The following is a 17,776-nucleotide window of genomic DNA, read 5'->3' as shown; positions in this document are numbered from 1 at the left end:
TGGGTCAGTGCCCTCGGGCGATCCAGTCGTCGAGATGGGGGGCTTCGGCCCCGATCGAGGTGGTGGCGCCATGACCGGGGTGGACGGTGGTGTCGGCGGGGAGCGTGAGCAGCCGGTCGCGGATGGAGGCGATGATGGTGTCGAAGTCGGAGTAGGATCGGCCGGTGGCCCCGGGACCGCCCTGGAAAAGAGTGTCGCCGGAGAACAGGACGCCCAGCTCGGGCGCGTACAGGCAGATCGCCCCGGGAGAGTGCCCGGGAGTGTGCAGCACATACAGTCCGGTGTCTGCCACGGCCAGCAGCTCGCCGTCGACGAGTTCCCAGTGCCCGTGCTCCCTGTCGGGGTGCACCTCCTTCCACAGCACCGCGTCGGCCGGATGGAGCAGGATGGGCGCCCCGGTGCGGGCGGCGAGAGCAGGGGCGGCGTTGATGTGGTCGTTGTGGGCGTGGGTGCACACGATGCCGACCAGACGCCGGTCGCCGACAGCGGCCGCGATCGCCGCTGCGTCGTGCGCAGCGTCGATGACCAAGACCTCCCGGTCGTCACCGATGAGCCAGACGTTGTTGTCCACCTCCCAACTACCCCCGTCCAGCTGGAAGGTTCCGGAGGTGACCAGGTGCTCGATCCGCGCCGTCACAGGACGACCACCGAGCGCAGGACCTCACCGCGGTGCATCTTGGCGAACGCCGCTTCCACCTCGTCGAGGGCGATCTTCTCGCTGACGAACTCCGCCAGGTCGAAGCGGCCTTGCAAGTAGAGGTCGATCAGGGCGGGGAAGTCCCGGGAGGGCAGGCAGTCGCCGTACCAGGAGGACTTCAGTGCCCCGCCGCGGCCGAAGACGTCCAGCAGGGGGAGGTCTACGGTCAGTTCCGGGGTGGGGACGCCGACCAGGACGGCGGTGCCGGCCAGGTCGCGGGCGTAGAAGGCCTGCTTGTAGGTTTCAGGACGACCCACGGCGTCCACGACGACGTCGGCGCCGAAGCCGCCGGTGAGGGCGCGGATGGCCTCGACGGCGTCGGTCCTGGAGGAGTCGACGGTGTCGGTGGCGCCGAACTTTTCGGCCCACCTCAGCTTCCGCTCGTCGACGTCGACGGCGATGATGCGGCCGGCACCGGCCACCTTGGCGCCCGCGATGGCAGCCATGCCCACGCCGCCGCAGCCGATCACCGCGATCGAGTCCCCGCGGCCCACCCCGCCGGTGTTGACCGCGGCGCCGAACCCGGCCATCACGCCGCAGCCGAGCAGTCCCGCCGCGGCGGCGGAGGCGGTCGAGTCCACCTTGGTGCACTGGCCGGCGGCGACCAGGGTCTTCTCGGAGAACGCGCCGATACCCAGAGCCGGGGACAGTGGGGTGCCGTCGGCCAGCGTCATCGCCTGGGTGGCGTTGTGGGTGGCAAAGCAGTACCAGGGCTTGCCCTTGCTGCAGGCCCGGCACTGGCCGCCGCAGACCGCGCGCCAGTTGAGCACGACGAAGTCGCCGGGTGCGACGTCGGTGACGCCATCCCCGACCGCCTCCACCACGCCCGCGGCCTCATGGCCGAGCAGGAAGGGGAACTCGTCGGCGATCCCGCCCTCCCGGTAATGCAGGTCGGTGTGACAGACGCCGCAGGCCTGCACCTGCACCAGCGCCTCGCCCGGGCCGGGGTCGGGAACCAGGATGGTCTCCACCGAGACCGGAGCGCCCTTCTTCCGGGCGACGACGGCGCGTACCTCGTGTGTCACTGTCGATCTCCTCATTGAGGGAGAGGGCCGAATGCGAGGTTCGACCGGATGTGCTGGATGACGGGGGACGTCGCATCGCTCCAGCCGGAGCGATTGACGAGGGAGGGAAGTGAACGTCGCTGTTCACGAGATCCCGCACGAGCAGCGGGCGATGCACCGAACGACTTGGCAACGGGCGCCGGACCGACGGGCCCGGAGCCTGGGAGGGCCGAGACGAGCAGTTGTTGCGCATTACGCTTCCCTCTTCGCCATGAGGAACAGTTTGCCTGCTGGGCGACCGCTGTCAAGAGGTTGGCCGGGCGAACTTGTCCTGCGGCCGGATCTCGTCGGAGCCTCACTACGGGCTTGCCCGTTGGTGTCCACCGACCACGTACGGGCGTACGGGCGTACCGGGGCAGCGATGGCCCGGGGTTCGCCCATGGAGCATGCACCGTGATGCCCCGGAGGGGGTATCACGGAGCCGCCGCCGGTCGGGACCGGCGGCGGCCTCTTCGTCAGTTCGGTGCAGCGGCTACCTCTTGCCCAGCACGGTGTCGGAGTCGCCTGACCCTCCGGAGAGGGTGCCGTTCTCCATTCCCTCCTCGATCGCCGCGACGGCCTCGTCGACGAGCCGCTCGTGCTGCTTTCTCCGCTGGGCCGCCAGATGGGCCTGGCGCTCCCGGTGGAAGGACCTGATGGTAGCGATACACATGCCGAGCATCACCAGGCTGAACGGCACCGCGATGATGATCGCAACCGTCTGCAGCGTGGTCAGGGAGGCAGTGCCGGTGCCGCTGGCGACCAGCAGCGCGACGGCCACGGCGCCCTGAGCGGCCGCCCAGAACAGCCGGTTCCACACCGGCGGATGGGGGTTGCCGCCGGAGGACAGCATGGCGACCACATAGCTGCCCGAGTCGGAGGAGGTGACGAAGAACAGCACGATCAGCAAGATCGCCATCCCGGCGACGATCGTGCTGCCCGGCAGCGCGTCGAGCAGTCGGAAGAGCGCGCTGTTCGTGTCGACCGCGCCACCGGCACCGACGAGTCCGTCGGCGCCGAACATCTCACGGTGCAGCGCCGAGCCGCCGAAGACGGCGAACCAGAGGAAGGTCAGGAGGGTCGGTACCAGCAGCACGCCGGTGACGAACTCACGGACGGTGCGGCCGCGGGAAATGCGGGCGATGAAGATGCCGACGAACGGGGCCCAGGAAATCCACCAGCCCCAGTAGAAGACCGTCCACGCCTTGACCCATGCGGTGCCGGCGTCGCCCTGCGCAGCACCGGTGTCAAAGCTCAGCGCGAGGATGTTCTGCAGATACGCGCCGATGTCCTGGACAAAGCCGTTGAGGATGAAGAGCGTCGGGCCGGCGATGAGAACGAACAGCAGGATCACGGTAGCCAGTGCCATATTGGTGTTCGACAGCCACTTGATGCCCTTGGCGACGCCGGTGACCACGGAGACGGCGGCGACCACGGAGATGCCGATGACGAGGGCGACCTGCACGGTCCGACCGGGGTCGGCCACCCACCCCTCGAACTCCAGTCCGGAGGAGATCTGCAGCACGCCGAAGCCGAGGGAGGTAGCCACACCGAAGACCGTTCCGATGATCGCGATGACGTCGATGGCATCCCCCCAGCGGCCCCTGATCCGGTTGCCCAGAATCGGCTCCAGGGCCCAGCGGATCGAGACCGGGCGGCCCTTGCGGTGCACGGAGTACGCGACTGTCAGGCCGACCACGACGTAGATCGCCCACGGGTGGATGCCCCAGTGCAGGAACGTCTGCACCATGGAGAACTCGCCCCGATCGGCTGCACTTTCGCCGACTCCCGGCCTGGGGTTGACGAAGTGGTTCAGCGGCTCGGCGACTCCCCAGAAGACCAGCCCGATACCCATACCGGCGGCAAACAGCATCGCCAGCCACGACCCCAGGCCGAACTCCGGCTTCTCATCGTCCTTGCCGAGTTTGATATCTCCGTACCGTCCGACACCGACCCAGAGGGCGAAGATCACAAAGAGCGAGACAATGGCGGTGTAATACCAGCCAAGACCGCCGACGATTTTCTCTTGAACCGTGCTGACATGGCCCTGTGCCGCGCCCCTGAAGATCGTGGCGTACAGCACGAAAGCAACGATGAGGATCGCGGAGGGCCAGAAGACACGTGGCGCGATCGACGACCTGCGGCGCGTCCCCACTCGTTCCGCATCCGATGTGTCACCTGGCGAAGTCGCCATCTGTTGGGCGGCCATGCTCTCACTTCCTTTTGCTGTCATTGTTGGACGGCTGGCGGGACATCGGACCTCCCGGGATGGGGGACTGTGGACCGCGTGGCTCGCAAACCGTGACTCCCTTCGAGGCCCGGTAAACGCCGCGCTGCGGCGGTACGGGAGAGAGCCCGCCCCAGGGCCGTCCTGGGCGGCGACATCGCGGTTGACGGCTCACACCTAAGCAGCGTTGCACTAAAAAAAACTTGTCTCTACATGCGCAACGGAACATCGATAGCGTGTCGACGTCAAGACAAGCCGCTGAAGCTTTTGTAACTTCCTCGGGCACCCGGCAACGGTGTCGGCCACACACGCCCGTCCCGCCAACAGCACCGATGGGCGACTCAAGGAGCGCCGCCAGGTGCAAACAGAACAGATCCTGCCGCCCCTTCCACCCTCGCAGGATGCCGATGACGCCATCACCCCACCGGCCCGCTCTTGACGACGCCTCACCACGCCCTCATGATGTTGCGCATTGCGATGCGAGTTCTTCATAGAGGAACAGCGCTGCTGCGCCGCTTCCGGAGCGGGCGATCGGCGGACGTCAGTCGCTCTCATGACGAGAGAAGGGACATGGGCATGACCATCAGCGTGAACGCCGGATCGCTGCCCTCCGACGAACTCGAGGACAGAAAGGATCTGGCCCCGCCGACAGCCACGCCGCTCGGCGGGCCCATGCGGACCCGCAGCCGGCGGATCTTCACCTCGGACGACGGCAGGATCGTCAGCGGAACATGGGAGTGCGAACCCGGGGACTCGGCGTGGGACTTCGCCGACCGCGGCGAAGTCATCCACGTGCTGTCCGGGCGCATGACGTGCGAAGAGAAGGGCGGAGCGAAGACCGAGGTCGGCCCTGGAACCACAGCAGTGTTCCCCATCGGCTGGCAGGGCACGTGGACGATCCACGAGACCCTGCGCAAGGTCTTCGTCATCTACACGTAGACCTCGGCTGCCGCGAGCCTGCCCTCGAGCTCGAGAGCAGACTCGCGGCACGTCCGGAGCGCTGCACGCCGTGCACCGTCCGGCCGGCCGAGCGGCACCGCCTCTTCACCCCGCGCCGGCCCCTCCGGGGCGAAGAGGCGGTGCCGCTCGGCCCTTCACCTCGGCCACGACACGAGCGACGCGCGCAGGGCCCATGCGGCCGCACCCTCTCGCACCCTTGACCCGCCGACGTTCACTCTTGATGCTTCAGTTGCACTTAATGGAACCTGTGCTCCTATACGCAACATCGGGGTCTGCCCTTCCGAGGGGACCCCAAGGCCCATGAGGGGCCCGGGTGCCGTCGATGGACAGCGCCGGCCGCATCGGATTCCGTCGACCCCTCTCCACGGCCGCCGCCAAGTCGTTGCGGCAGCCCTCACGGATCCGGGGTCGGCATGACTCCTCCCATCTCTCTTCACGTCCGACATCTGGATCCGGCTTACGAACCGTTATGCCCCCTGGAGTTATCTGATGCCTACCCAAGACGAGCTTCACACCGCCCTGACCACGGAGGCCGGGGCTCCGGTCGCCGACAACCAGAACAGCGAGACCGCGGGCGTCGGCGGGCCGGTGCTTGTCCAGGACCAGCTCCTGCTCGAGAAGCTCGCGCACTTCAACCGCGAGCGCATCCCGGAGCGCGTCGTCCACGCGCGCGGCGCCGGGGCCTACGGCACCTTCACGGTGACCGCGGACGTGACCCGGTACACCCGGGCCACGTTCCTCTCCGAGGTCGGCAAGCAGACCGAGACGTTCCTGCGCTTCTCGACCGTCGCGGGCAACCTCGGTGCGGCCGACGCCGTCCGTGACCCGCGGGGCTTCGCGCTGAAGTTCTACACCGAAGAGGGCAACTACGACCTCGTCGGCAACAACACCCCGGTGTTCTTCATCCGGGACGCCATCAAGTTCCCCGACTTCATCCACACCCAGAAGCGCGACCCGTACACGGGCTCGCAGGAGGCGGACAACGTCTTCGACTTCTGAGGTCTGAGCCCGGAGTCCACCCACCAGGTGACCTGGCTGTTCGGTGACCGGGGCATCCCGGCCTCCTACCGCCACATGGACGGCTTCGGCTCCCACACGTACCAGTGGAACAACGAGGCCGGTGAGGCCTTCTGGGTCAAGTACCACTTCAAGACCGACCAGGGCATCAAGAACCTCACCGCCGCGGAGGCCGAGGAACTGGCCGGCAAGGACCCCGACTCGCACCAGCGCGACCTGCGCGAGGCCATCGAGCGCGGCGACTTCCCGTCCTGGACCGTCGGTGTGCAGATCATGCCGGTGGCGGAGGCGGCGACCTACCGCTTCAACCCGTTCGACCTGACCAAGGTCTGGCCGCACGCCGACTACCCGGTCATCGAGTTCGGCAAGCTGGAGCTCAACCGCAACCCGGAGAACATCTTCGCGGAGGTCGAGCAGTCGATCTTCAGCCCCGCCCACTTCGTGCCCGGCATCGGCCCGTCCCCCGACAAGATGCTCCAGGGCCGGCTCTTCGCCTACGGCGACGCCCACCGCTACCGCGTCGGCATCAACGCCGACCACCTGCCGGTGAACCGGCCGCACGCCACCGAGGCACGCACCCACTCCCGTGACGGTTTCCTGTACGACGGCCGTCACAAGGGCGCGAAGAACTACGAGCCGAACAGCTTCGGCGGCCCGCACCAGACGGACCGCGCGCTGTGGCAGCCGGTCGCCGTCACCGGCGAGACCGGTGAGCAGACCACGCCCCGGCACGCCGAGGACGACGACTTCGTCCAGGCGGGCAACCTCTACCGCCTGATGTCAGAGGACGAGAAGCAGCGTCTCGTCGACAACCTCGCGGGCGCCCTCTCCGGTGTCACCCGCGACGACATCGCCGAGCGCGCGATCAGCAACTTCCGTCAGGCCGACGGAGACTTCGGCAAGCGGCTCGAGGCCGCGGTCCAGGCCCTCCGCGGCTGATCGGCACCGGACAGCGGGCCCTGCGGCGACCCGAGGACCCACACCCACACCAGCCTGCCCGTCCCCCAGGAAGGGGAACGGGCAGGCCCGACTCGGGCTCAGGGCCGGGGGCTGCAACCGCCTTCCCGAGATTCGGGCTCCGGCATGCTTCACCGGCCTCACAGGCCACCACGCCCGGAGGCGAGCACGGCGTCTTCGCATGCGGTGCCCGAGCATCCGGTCAGCCGGACCGCCCTGCGAACGGGCAGTGGACCAACGCCCGGGACCCGAACGGAACCTCCAGTTCAACATGTGCAACACAATGCACATCATGCAACCCGCGGCACATGGGTGACGCGTGCCGCAAGAGACTCCCCCACCATGCGCGACAGTTACCCGCCGGCTCTTGACCAGCCGGCCGTCCACACCGGACGATGTTGCGTATCACTCATCCTGTTGTGTAATACGCATCAACGGAGGATGCCATGTCTCCTCGACCGCAGTCCGGCAGCGAGTTCGTCCTCACCCTTTCGTGCCCTGACCGGGCCGGTCTCGTCCACGCCGTGACCACCTTTCTCGTCGGCCACTCCGGCAACATCCTGGAGAGCCATCAGTTCGACGACCGACTGCAGAACCGATTCTTCATGCGGGTGCACTTCGATGTCTCTGATCCGGACATTTCACTGAGGGAGCTGCGCACCGGTTTCGGCCCGGTGGCCGAGGCCTACCGAATCACCTGGCAGTTGCACGACGCGGCGACCCCGACCCGCACACTGATCATGGTGTCGAAGTTCGGCCACTGCCTGAACGACCTGCTCTTCCGCAGGTCCACGGGCACGCTCAACATCGAGATCCCGGCGATCGTCTCCAACCACCCTGACTTCGAGCCGCTGGCGCAGAACTACGGCATCCCGTTCCACCACATCCCGGTGACCCCGCAGACGAAGGGCGAGGCGGAGGCCCGACTGCTGCAGCTCGTGGACGAGCTCGACATCGACCTCGTCGTTCTCGCCCGCTACATGCAGATCCTCTCCGATGACCTGTGCAAGCAGCTCGACGGCCGGGCGATCAACATCCACCACTCGTTCCTGCCGAGCTTCAAGGGCGCGCGGCCGTACGTCCAGGCGCATGAGCGCGGCGTCAAGCTCGTCGGAGCCACGGCGCACTACGTCACGTCGGACCTCGACGAAGGCCCGATCATCGAACAGGACGTTGTCCGCGTGGACCACTCGCGCGCCCCGGACGAGCTGGTCACCCTGGGCCGCGATGTCGAGGCCCAGGTACTCGCCCGCGCCGTGGAGTGGCACAGCGAGAGCCGCGTGCTGGTCAACGGCAACCGCACGGTCGTGTTTCGCTGACTGCGCCGGGCGGGTTTCGACTCCTTCCGGCCGCCAAGGGCCCATCGGTTGCACGCCGACGTGTGCGTCTGCGGTGGCCCGCCTCGCTCCCCCGGCGCGGCAGCGCAGGATCCGGTCGCCCGCGGGCCGGGATCGCCAGGACACGACCGCATCCGCGACGCGGTCTTCAGCCCGGCGATGACGTCTGCAGCGTGCGCCTGGCCGACGGTCGTCCGGGCGGCCCGATCCAAGGCCGCGCGGTAGCGGTGTCCGGCCAAGGCGGTAGGTCGGCTCCGGCGTCGGGCCGGGCCCGTCAGCGGCGCGACGACCGGCCGGGCAGCGGGCCGAGCGGAGGACCTGCCGTCCGGTGGATCCGGCGGGCATGTGCTTCGCATCGCCGGCGACGTGCTCGCGGGCCGGGCAGAGCCCGGTGCGCCGGTCCGCTCTTATCCGCCCGGTGGGCGACCGGATCCCTTGAGGACATTGCCGGGTCCTGGTATACCGGCTTATCCGTACTCGGGCCGCTGATGTCGCTGCCCTGCAGGACCACGGACACCAGTGCGTATAGTTGCGCTATGAGCAACCATACGGCAGATGGCGAAACAACAGGTCCCGCGGCGGGCGGTGTGCAGTCCGTCGACCGTGCCGTCAGCGTCCTGGAGATCCTCGCCCAGCGCGGCGAGGCGGGCGTGAGCGAGGTCGCCGCAGAGATCGACGTTCACAAGTCGACCGCGTTCCGTCTGCTCGGGGCGCTGGAGGCGCGTGATCTGGTTGAGCAGGCGACCGAGAGGGGCAAGTACCGGCTCGGCTTCGGCATCGTGCGCCTGGCAGGCGCGGTCACGGGCAGTCTCGACCTCATCCAGCAGGGCCGGCCGGTGTGCGAGCGGCTCGCCGAGGAGATCGGTGAGACCGTCAACATCGCCGTCCTGCAGGAGCACTACGCGGTCAACCTCGACCAAGTGCGTGGCCCGGGCGCGGTCGGCACGTACAACTGGGTCGGGCAGCTCACCCCGCCGCACGCCACTTCCAGCGGCAAGATCCTTCTGGCTCACCTGTCGGCGAAGGAGCGGGCCGCAGTAGCCGCGGGGTCCGGGATGCAGAAGCTGACGCCGCACACCATCACCGCCAAGACCAAACTCGAGAAGGCTCTCGCCGAGGCGCGGGAGCGCGGTTACGCCGTGTCACTGGAGGAATTCGAGATCGGACTGCACGCCGTGGCGGCGCCGATCCGGTCCCGCGACGGCGAAGTCATCGCCGCCCTCAGCGCCTCCGGCCCCGAGTACCGCTTCACCGAGGAACGGATCCACGAGCTCGCCCCCGTGCTGCGCGAAGGCGCCGACGAAATCAGCCACCGCATGGGCTACATCGACTGAGTCCCACACGGGCCCAGGGGTCCGGTCGGCGTCGCCGGCCTCTCGTCGGTGCGGGCTGCCGCACGCGGCTCGAGCCGGACCACGATGCTCTTGGACGTCGGCGTGTTGGAGATGTCGGCCACCGAGTCGAGCGGGACGAGCACATTGGCCTCGGGGAAGTAGGCCGCGCAGCAGCCGCGGGGCGTGTCGTAGGCGACGGCTCGGAAGGCCTCCGCCCGCCGCTCCGGGCCGTCCTGCCACTCGCTGACGAGGTCCACCAGATCACCGTCGGTGATCTGGTGCTCGGCGAGGTCGTCGGGGTGGACGAACACCACTCTGCGTCCCTGGTGGATGCCGCGATAGCGGTCGTCGAGGCCGTAAATCGTGGTGTTGTACTGGTCGTGGCTGCGCAGTGTCTGCAGCAGCAGGCGGCCGGGCGGGACGCGCAGTACCTGAAGCGGGTTGACCGTGAAGTTGGCCTTGCCCGTGCGGGTGGGGAAGTACCGCTCGTCGCGAGGAGCGTGCGGCAGGGTGAAGCCTCCGGGCTGCCGGACCCGGGCGTTGAAGTCGGTGAAGTCGGGCACGACCCGGGCGATGCTGTCGCGGGCGGTGTCGTAGTCGGCCTCGAAGGCCGCCCACGGCACTTGGTCATCGGGCCCGAAGAGGGCATGGGCCAGCCGGCAGACGACGGCCGGCTCGGAGAGCAGGTGCGGGGAGGCAGGGGGCAGCCCACCGCGCGATGCGTGCACCATCCCCATCGAGTCCTCGACGGTGACGAACCGGTCCTGCCCGTCGGGTCCCCGGTCGCGTTCGGTACGGCCGAGGACGGGAAGGATGAGGGCTTCTCGGCCGCAGACGGCGTGGGAGCGGTTGAGCTTGGTGGAGACCTGCACGGTCAGCCGGCAGTTTCGCAGGGCGCGCTCTGTGGCGGCCGTGTCCGGAGCGGCGGAGACGAAGTTGCCGCCCATGGCGAAGAACACCTTCACGTCCCCGGTGCCCATAGCCCGGATCGTCTCCACCGCGTCGAAACCGTGGTGGCGGGGCGGGTCGAATCCGAATTCGCCTCGCAGCGCGTCGAGGAATTCCGGCGCCGGCTTCTCGTAGATGCCCATCGTCCGGTCGCCCTGGACGTTGGAGTGGCCTCGCACGGGGCACACTCCGGCGCCGGGGCGGCCGATGTTCCCTCGCAGCAGCAGGAAGTTTACCACCTCGCGGATGGTGGGCACGGAGTGCTTGTGCTGGGTGAGGCCCATGGCCCAGCACACCACGACCGACCGGGCGGACAGGACGTCGCGTGCGGCCTCCTCGATGGCTTCGCGCGCGAGTCCGGTCGCCTCGGCGACGTCGTCCCAGTCGAGTGTGCGCAGGTGTTCGGCGTAGGCCTCGAAGCCGTCGGTGTGTGCGGTGATGAAGTCGTGGTCGAGGACCGTGCCGGGCGCGGCGTCCTCGGCGTCCAGCAGCAGCCGTGACAGCGCCTGGAAGAGCGCCTGGTCGCCGCCGAGCCGGATCTGCAGGAAACGGTCCGCCAGGGGCGTGCCGCCGCCTGCGACTCCGCGGGCGTTCTGCGGATTCTTGAAGCGCAGCAGCCCGGCCTCGGGCAGCGGGTTCACCGCCACGATGCGCGCACCGCGCCGCTTGGCCATCTCCAGCGCGGACAGCATCCGCGGGTGGTTGGTGCCGGGATTCTGCCCGACGACGAAGATCAGGTCGGCGCAGTACAGATCATCGAGGTGGACACTGCCCTTGCCCACCCCGATCGTCTCGGTGAGCGCCGAGCCGCTCGACTCGTGGCACATGTTGGAGCAGTCCGGCAGGTTGTTGGTGCCGAATTGCCGTACGAGGAGCTGATAGAGGTAGGCGGCCTCGTTGGAGGTCCGTCCCGAGGTGTAGAACGCGGCCTCGTCGGGGCTTCGCAGTGCTTTGAGCTGCTGGGCGATGATGTCGAACGCCGTCTCCCAGGTGACCGGCGCGTACGTGTCGGAGTCGGCCGGCTTGTACATCGGCTCGGTGAGGCGGCCCTGCTGGCCCAGCCAGTAGTCGCTGCGGCCCGCGAGTTCGCCCACCGGGTGTGCGGCGAAGAACTCCCGCGTCACCCGGCGGACGGTGGCCTCCTCGGCGACGGCCTTGGCGCCGTTCTCGCAGAACTCGGCCTTGCTGCGGTGATCGCCCTCGGGCCAGGCGCAACCGGGGCAGTCGAAGCCGTCCTTCTGGTTGACCTTCAGCAGGGTCAGCGCGGTGCGCCGCACGCCCATCTGGTCGTACCCCATGCGCAGCGCATGGGTCACCGCGGGGATCCCGACGGCCCAGCGCTTTGGCTCGGTCACTTCCAGTGCGTCCTCGCCGGGGTCCACGCGCGGCGCCTTGCGTGCCATGGCTGTCTCTCCTCGTCGATGTGCCGGTTGGACTGCTGTTATGCGCCCAGGCGGGCCTGCAGCCAGGTGTGGAATTCGCCGATGTGGTGCTCGCTGGGCACCAGGACACCGCCCTTGGCATACGCCCTCGAACTCATCGCCGGCTGGGTGCGCTCGCAGGCATCGAAGTCCTGCTGGTTCACCCGGTGGAACAGCTCCACCGACCGGTCCACGTCCTTGCCGCTCTCCACGACGTGGGGCAAGTAAAGCCAGTCGCACTCCACGACCGTGCGATCGTGCGCCATCGGATACATCCGGTGGAAGATCACATGGTCCGGCACCAGGTTGACGAACACCTGCGGCCGCACGGTGATCGCGTAGTAGCGACGATCCTGCTCCTGCGCCACACCCGGAATACGGTCCAGACCCTCACCGCCGTCGACCGTGAACCCCTTGACCTCCTCACCGAACCGGGCACCATGGCCGACGTAGTACTGCGCCGCGAACCCGTCCGCGAACTCCGGCAACACCTCCGTCAGTTCGGGATGAATGGTGGCGCAGTGGTAGCACTCCATGAAATTCTCGATGATCAGCTTCCAGTTGGCCTTCACGTCATACGTGATCCGCCGGCCCACCCGAAGGTCATCGATCCCGTAGTTCTCGATCGGCTCGGCGCCGCCCAACCGCTCAGCCACCGCACCGATCACATCCGCCTCGAACGACGGCGGCGTCTGCGCAAGACACACCCACACATACCCGAGCCACTCACGGACATGGACATTGACCAGCCCGTACTCGACCCGGTCGATGTCCGGCATCGACGTCAGATTCGGAGCCGCGACCAACTTGCCGTCCAGACCGTAGGTCCAGGCATGGTACGGGCACTGGAACGCCCGCTTGACCTCACCCGACTCCTCCGTGCACAACTTCGCACCACGGTGCCGGCAGATGTTCAAAAACGCCCTGACCGAACCGTCCCGGGAACGCGAGATCAACACACTCTCCCGCCCCACCTGAACCGTGCGGAAAGCACCGGGCCCGGCCAGCTCCGAAGCACGGACCGCACAGAACCACATGGCCTCGAAAACACGCTCCTGCTCGGCAGCGAAGACTGAAGGATCGGTGTAGTACTCCCCGGACAACGTGGCGATCAAGCTCGGGGACAGACTGGTCCTGCTCATCATTCTCACCTCGGAAGATGTCACACGCGCACACGGCGGGGGCGGCCGTCAGAGACGGTTTTACGACGGCACGTTTCCTAATAAGAGACGGGTGGCGTATTACGGAACAAAGAATCTGGTGTGAATCCAGCGGTGTCAAGACGTCGACCGGAGGCGGGCAGAGCCTGCGATGCCGGTCGGACACCGGGTCCTCAGCGCAGGGACGTCTGCGCCGGGGCCGCCGCCTCGGCGCCCCAGCGGGCGGTCACCCGCACCGCGTCGAGCGTCGAGGCCACATCGTGCACGCGCAGGCACCAGACGCCCTGCGCGGCGGCGAGTACGGAAACAGCGGTGGTCGCGGCATCCCGCAACCGCGCCGGGCGCACGCGGCCCGTCGCCGGGTCCGCCAGCAAGCGCCCGAGGAACGACTTGCGTGACGCGCCCACGAGAAGGGGACAGCCCAGCGCGCCGACCTCCCCGAGACGGCCCAGCAGCTCCCAGTTGTGCTCGGGCGTCTTGGCGAAACCCAGCCCGGGGTCGACTATCAGGCACCCGGGCCCGATCCCTGCCTGCAACGCTGCCTCGACCCTCAGGCGCAGCTCGTCGACCACGTCGGTGACGACGTCGTCGTATGCGGCGTTCGCCTGCATGCCGGCTGCGTGGCCGCGCCAGTGCATCACCACGTACGGCGTGCCGGCCCGGGCCATCAGCGGCAGCATCGCCGGGTCGGCAAGGCCGCCCGAGACGTCGTTGACCAGCCGTGCACCGGCATCGAGGGCGCGGGCGGCGACCTCGGCCCGCATGGTGTCGACGCTGACGGTTCCGCCCGCCGCGGCGAGTTCCCGCACAACAGGCACGACGCGCCGCAGCTCCTCCTCGACCGGTGGACGGGCCGCGCCGGGGCGGGTCGACTCACCGCCCACGTCCACGATGTCCGCTCCCTGCTCGAACAGGGCGTGTCCGTGCGCGAGTGCCGTTTGCGGAGCGAACGACAGCCCGCCGTCGGAGAAGGAGTCCGGCGTGACGTTGACGACGCCCATGACCAGTGTCCGGCCGGGCCGCGGGAGCCCGTAGGGGTGCAGTTCCGGCCTTCCCGGGCGCGGTGGGGCGGTGGGGCGGGCCGTGGCGGTCACGGGGATCCATCCTTGTGCGCCGCCTCGGTGGCCAGCTGACGGCGCCAGCGCATGAACGGGCGGGTCCGGTTCACGCCGAGCACGGCGACCGGGCGCTCTGCCCTCCGGTAGACGGCGAGGAAGCTGCCCTCGTCCGCCGCACCCTCCTCGACGGTCACGCTGTCGGCTCCGGCCGCGTATCCGGCGAACTGGATACGCACGCCGTACTGGTCGGACCAGAAGTACGGCGGACGCAGCGGCTCAGGTGCGGCCTTGCCTCCCCCCGCTTCGCTGGGGGGACCCCCATGTCGAGCAGCGCGGCAACGGCCGCCGCCGGCCGCTCGCGCGCACCGGTCCAGTGCTCGACGCGGCGGTGCGCCCCGACCGCGGGGTCGTACCAGGCCGCGCAGTCGCCGACCGCGACGACGCCGGGGACGTTCGTGGCACCGGCGGCGTCACACCGCACCCCGTTGTCCAGCGCCACGCCGGAGCCCTCGAGCCACTCGGTGCAGGGACGGGCACCCACCCCGACGACGACGGTGTCGGCCGCAAGGCTGCGGCCGTCCTCCAGCAGCACCGCCTTCACCCTGCCTCGGCCACCGCTGCGGCCGTCCTGCGCCGGAGGGACTCCCCTCCCGCTCGGGTCGTCACCGCTGAGCGCCTGTACGCCGACTCCGCACACGAGCCGCACTCCGTGGTCGGCGTGGAGGGCGGAGACCAGCGTGCCCATCGCCGTTCCGAGCGGACCGGCGAGCGCGGTCGGCGCGGCCTCGACCACAGTGACCTCGAGCCCGAGTGCGCGGGCGGTCGAGGCGACCTCGGCACCGATGAATCCGCCGCCGATGACCACGAGCCGGCCACCGCGCGCGAGGTCCTCGCGCAGCGCGCGGGCGTCGTCGAGCGTGCGCAGCACGTGGACGCCTTCCAGGCCGTGGCCGCCGGGGAGGGTGCGGGCGGCCGCTCCGGTGGCCACGACGACCCCGTCGGCGCGCACCGTACGGCCGTCCGCGAGCCGTATCGCGCGCTGGGCGCGGTCGAGCCCGACGGCGCGGGTGCCGAGCAGCCACTGCGCATCCAGCTCCTCACCGTCCCCCTCGAGCGCAAGGTCGGACTCCCCCACCTGACCGGCGAGGAACTCCTTGGACAACGGCGGCCGGTCGTAGGGACGGTGAGTCTCGTCACCGACGATGACGAGCCGTCCGTCAAAACCCTGCGCGCGTAGCGCCCGGGCGGCCGACAGCCCGGCCAGCGAGGCGCCGACGACAGCCACGCTCTTCACGCAGCGCCTCCGGCGACCGGGACGGCTCCGAGCCGTGCGGCGACACAGGAGGGCGGGAGGTTCGGCGGGGCGTCGGAAAGCTTGACGTAGATCATGCCGTCCTCGAGCAGGACCTGGTGGGTGCGCACGGGGAGCCGGGCCGGCGGGGCGTCCACGCTTCCGGTGCGCACGTCGAACTTCGAAGCGTGCAGGGGGCATTCGACCTCGCACCCCTCCAGCCATCCGTCGGAGAGCGAGGCGTCCTGATGGGTGCACGTGTCGTCAATCGCGTAGAACTCGCCGTCCTCGGTGTGGAACACGGCGACGGGCGGGTCAAACTCGATCCGGAACGCCTCGCCTCGCGGCAGATCGGCGACACGGCACGCAGGAATCATCATGACCACCTCGGTGCGTATTACGAAACTGATTGCGTCAAGTGCAACGTCAGTTTGAGGTCGCCTCTACCCCTTGTCAAGGAGTTGATGTGGGCATCCACGGCGGTCTCCCGCAGCCCGCCCGCCGCCAGGCGGCTGCCGCACGCGCTACTGGCCAGATCGCGGAACTGCCATCACCGACGGCGCCCCGCGCGCACCGGACGGCGACGCACGAGACGACCGGCTGGGAATCCGGCGGTTCACCAGGCGCACAGACCGAGTTGCTGGCGGAATGAGCCCACCTCGCCCGGCGGACCGAGGACGCACGGCCCGCGCCTCGCTACCGCGCCGGCCGGCAGCGCTGCCGGGAGCGTCGGCGGCGGTGCATCACGGCATGCGCTTCGCCCCCGGGACCAAGGACGGAAGGGACAGCCCCATGCTCACCGGCGGCGCCGCAGGGCGCCGCTCCACACGAATGACCCAGGTGGTATGCAGAGAAGACGTTGATCCGTGCCCCGGCTCTACTCGTCCTGATTCCTCGGGCCCGGCGGGCAGCGCTCGTTCGTCCATACGCGCGGGCACTTGGTGGACATCGGCATCGGCCACTGTGCGCGCTGAAGCCGGATGGACCCGGAACTCGCCCCTCGTGCAGAACGCCGTCGCCGAACGCTGGAACACCGCCCTCGATGGCCACGAGGTCCCGTTCGACTACGCCCGGCGCTGCCACCTCGACTGCAGGGACCTGCCGCCGAAGGACGATGGGGGAAGGCGTGTGAATCGGGCTGTGCAGTCACCCGCGGCCGACGCACAGCGCCTGGGCCCGTGACTCCTGCGGACGGGTGGGAATGGGCGAGATTTCCTCATCAGCCGGAGCGCCAAAAATGGCGCTTTTGCTCCCAAATGTATTCTTTATCGAAAGTGACTGCCTAGCACAAGGAAGGCGAAAGCGTGACTGACGTTGACGCCGTGGTGACAGGGGCCGGTGGTTTTATCGGCGGACATCTGACGCGGGCTCTTCTCGCTGAGGGCAAGAGTGTGCGGGCGGTGGACCGCAAGCCGTACGACGAGTGGTACCAGCTCCACCACGACGCTTTGAACGAGGTGCACGACGTCTCGCTGCTCGACACCTGCTACGAGATCCTCGACAGCGGCGCGGGCGAGGTGTACCACCTTGCCGCCGACATGGGAGGCATGGGCTTCATCGAGAGCAACAAGGCCGCCTGCATGCTCTCGGTGTTGTCCAGCACCCACATGCTGCTGGCCGCGCGGCACGCGGGCGTCGACCGGTACTTCTACTCCTCGTCCGCCTGCGTGTACGCCGCCGACAAACAGGTCGCCAGCAACGTACTGCCATTGCGCGAGCAGGACGCCTACCCCGCCATGCCCGAGGACGGCTACGGCTGGGAGAAGCTCTTCAGCGAGCGAATGGCACGCCATTTCCGCGAGGATTACGGACTGGCCACCCGCACCGCTCGTTACCACAATGTCTACGGCCCTTACGGCACCTGGACGGGCGGCCGTGAGAAGGCTCCCGCCGCGGCCTGCCGCAAGGTCGCGCTCGCCGCTCTCGCCGGGAAACACGAGATCGAGATCTGGGGCGACGGTGAGCAGACCCGCAGCTTCACCTTCATCGACGACTGCGTCGAGGGCACCCTGCGCCTCACCCGTAGCGAGCACGCCGAACCGATCAACATCGGCTCGGACAAGGTCGTTTCCATCAATCAGTTGTATGCGCTCGTGGAGCAGATCGCAGGGGTCACGCTTGAGCACTGCCACGTTGCCGGACCCCTCGGCGTACGGGGCCGCAACAGCGACAACACCCTCATCCGCAAGGAACTCGGCTGGGAGCCACAGGTCTCCCTGGTCAACGGCCTGGAGGTCACCTATCGCTGGGTGTACGACCAAGTGAAGGCGCAACTCGGCAGCGGCACCCGGCAGATCTGATGGGGCGCCATCCCCGAGTCGACGTT

At 68.6% G+C, this 17,776-nt stretch carries 11 protein-coding genes and 2 pseudogenes; 5 read left to right on the top strand and 8 right to left on the bottom strand.

What is annotated here, in order from left to right:
• Positions 1-4: 4 nt before the first annotated feature.
• The 3 genes from OGH68_RS35685 to OGH68_RS35675 all read right to left on the bottom strand — a co-directional run bounded on the left by OGH68_RS35685 (position 5) and on the right by OGH68_RS35675 (position 3,949).
• Entirely contained in the window at positions 5-637 is a 633-nt protein-coding gene (locus OGH68_RS35685) for an MBL fold metallo-hydrolase (protein WP_264249737.1), read from the bottom strand.
• Positions 634-1,722, bottom strand: coding sequence for an S-(hydroxymethyl)mycothiol dehydrogenase (locus OGH68_RS35680; protein ID WP_264249736.1), 1,089 nt, complete (start codon positions 1,720-1,722; stop codon positions 634-636). The genes OGH68_RS35685 and OGH68_RS35680 overlap by 4 nt, the downstream gene beginning before the upstream one ends.
• A 511-nt stretch (positions 1,723-2,233) precedes the next feature.
• Complete coding sequence (locus tag OGH68_RS35675; RefSeq protein WP_264249735.1) at positions 2,234-3,949, bottom strand: BCCT family transporter; 1,716 nt, start codon at positions 3,947-3,949, stop codon at positions 2,234-2,236.
• 594 nt (positions 3,950-4,543) lie between these two features.
• Here OGH68_RS35675 and OGH68_RS35670 point away from each other — a divergent pair.
• The 4 genes and pseudogenes from OGH68_RS35670 to OGH68_RS35655 all read left to right on the top strand — a co-directional run bounded on the left by OGH68_RS35670 (position 4,544) and on the right by OGH68_RS35655 (position 9,572).
• Positions 4,544-4,906, top strand: coding sequence for a cupin domain-containing protein (locus OGH68_RS35670; RefSeq protein WP_264249734.1), 363 nt, complete (start codon positions 4,544-4,546; stop codon positions 4,904-4,906).
• A gap of 510 nt (positions 4,907-5,416) precedes the next feature.
• A pseudogene (locus OGH68_RS35665) lies at positions 5,417-6,883 on the top strand (catalase).
• Positions 6,884-7,347: 464 nt separating this feature from the next.
• The gene (gene purU, locus OGH68_RS35660) at positions 7,348-8,220 is read left to right on the top strand and encodes a formyltetrahydrofolate deformylase (protein WP_264249732.1); all 873 of its coding nucleotides are present in this window, start codon (positions 7,348-7,350) and stop codon (positions 8,218-8,220) included.
• Between the two features lie 554 nt (positions 8,221-8,774).
• Entirely contained in the window at positions 8,775-9,572 is a 798-nt protein-coding gene (locus OGH68_RS35655) for an IclR family transcriptional regulator (protein ID WP_264249731.1), read from the top strand.
• On the opposite strand, the gene OGH68_RS35650 is transcribed toward OGH68_RS35655, so the two are convergent.
• From OGH68_RS35650 to OGH68_RS35630, 5 genes and pseudogenes are all read right to left on the bottom strand, one after another.
• Complete coding sequence (locus OGH68_RS35650) at positions 9,560-11,923, bottom strand: FdhF/YdeP family oxidoreductase (protein WP_264249730.1); 2,364 nt, start codon at positions 11,921-11,923, stop codon at positions 9,560-9,562. The genes OGH68_RS35655 and OGH68_RS35650 overlap by 13 nt on opposite strands.
• Positions 11,924-11,961: 38 nt before the next feature.
• Positions 11,962-13,083, bottom strand: coding sequence for an aromatic ring-hydroxylating oxygenase subunit alpha (locus OGH68_RS35645; RefSeq protein ID WP_264250444.1), 1,122 nt, complete (start codon positions 13,081-13,083; stop codon positions 11,962-11,964).
• Between the two features lie 191 nt (positions 13,084-13,274).
• Positions 13,275-14,102 (bottom strand): dihydropteroate synthase, encoded by an 828-nt coding sequence (gene folP, locus OGH68_RS35640; RefSeq protein WP_264250443.1) that lies wholly within the window; start codon positions 14,100-14,102, stop codon positions 13,275-13,277.
• Positions 14,103-14,191: 89 nt separating this feature from the next.
• A pseudogene (locus tag OGH68_RS35635) lies at positions 14,192-15,453 on the bottom strand (NAD(P)/FAD-dependent oxidoreductase).
• Positions 15,450-15,830: a bifunctional 3-phenylpropionate/cinnamic acid dioxygenase ferredoxin subunit gene (locus OGH68_RS35630; RefSeq protein ID WP_264249729.1), complete on the bottom strand. Its 381-nt coding sequence runs from the start codon at positions 15,828-15,830 to the stop codon at positions 15,450-15,452. The pseudogene OGH68_RS35635 and the gene OGH68_RS35630 overlap by 4 nt, the downstream one beginning before the upstream one ends.
• 924 nt (positions 15,831-16,754) lie before the next feature.
• On the opposite strand from OGH68_RS35630, the gene OGH68_RS35625 reads away from it, so the two are divergent.
• Positions 16,755-17,750: an NAD-dependent epimerase/dehydratase family protein gene (locus tag OGH68_RS35625; RefSeq protein WP_264249727.1), complete on the top strand. Its 996-nt coding sequence runs from the start codon at positions 16,755-16,757 to the stop codon at positions 17,748-17,750.
• The last annotated feature ends 26 nt before the right edge of the window (positions 17,751-17,776 follow it).

Source organism: Streptomyces peucetius, assembly GCF_025854275.1.
Lineage (GTDB): Bacteria > Actinomycetota > Actinomycetes > Streptomycetales > Streptomycetaceae > Streptomyces > Streptomyces peucetius_A.
The sequence above is the reverse complement of the archived record's forward strand: the minus strand, read 5'-3'. Positions and strand labels throughout refer to the sequence as shown.

Bases quoted from the DNA above. Each gene is read 5' to 3' on its own strand.
- OGH68_RS35675 (WP_264249735.1), bottom strand. From the start codon at position 3,949: ATGGCCGCCCAACAGATGGCGACTTCGCCAGGTGACACATCGGATGCG.
- OGH68_RS35670 (WP_264249734.1), top strand. From the start codon at position 4,544: ATGACCATCAGCGTGAACGCCGGATCGCTGCCCTCCGACGAACTCGAG.
- purU (WP_264249732.1), top strand. From the start codon at position 7,348: ATGTCTCCTCGACCGCAGTCCGGCAGCGAGTTCGTCCTCACCCTTTCG.
- OGH68_RS35655 (WP_264249731.1), top strand. From the start codon at position 8,775: ATGAGCAACCATACGGCAGATGGCGAAACAACAGGTCCCGCGGCGGGC.
- OGH68_RS35650 (WP_264249730.1), bottom strand. From the start codon at position 11,923: ATGGCACGCAAGGCGCCGCGCGTGGACCCCGGCGAGGACGCACTGGAA.
- OGH68_RS35645 (WP_264250444.1), bottom strand. From the start codon at position 13,083: ATGAGCAGGACCAGTCTGTCCCCGAGCTTGATCGCCACGTTGTCCGGG.
- folP (WP_264250443.1), bottom strand. From the start codon at position 14,102: ATGGGCGTCGTCAACGTCACGCCGGACTCCTTCTCCGACGGCGGGCTG.
- OGH68_RS35630 (WP_264249729.1), bottom strand. From the start codon at position 15,830: ATGATGATTCCTGCGTGCCGTGTCGCCGATCTGCCGCGAGGCGAGGCG.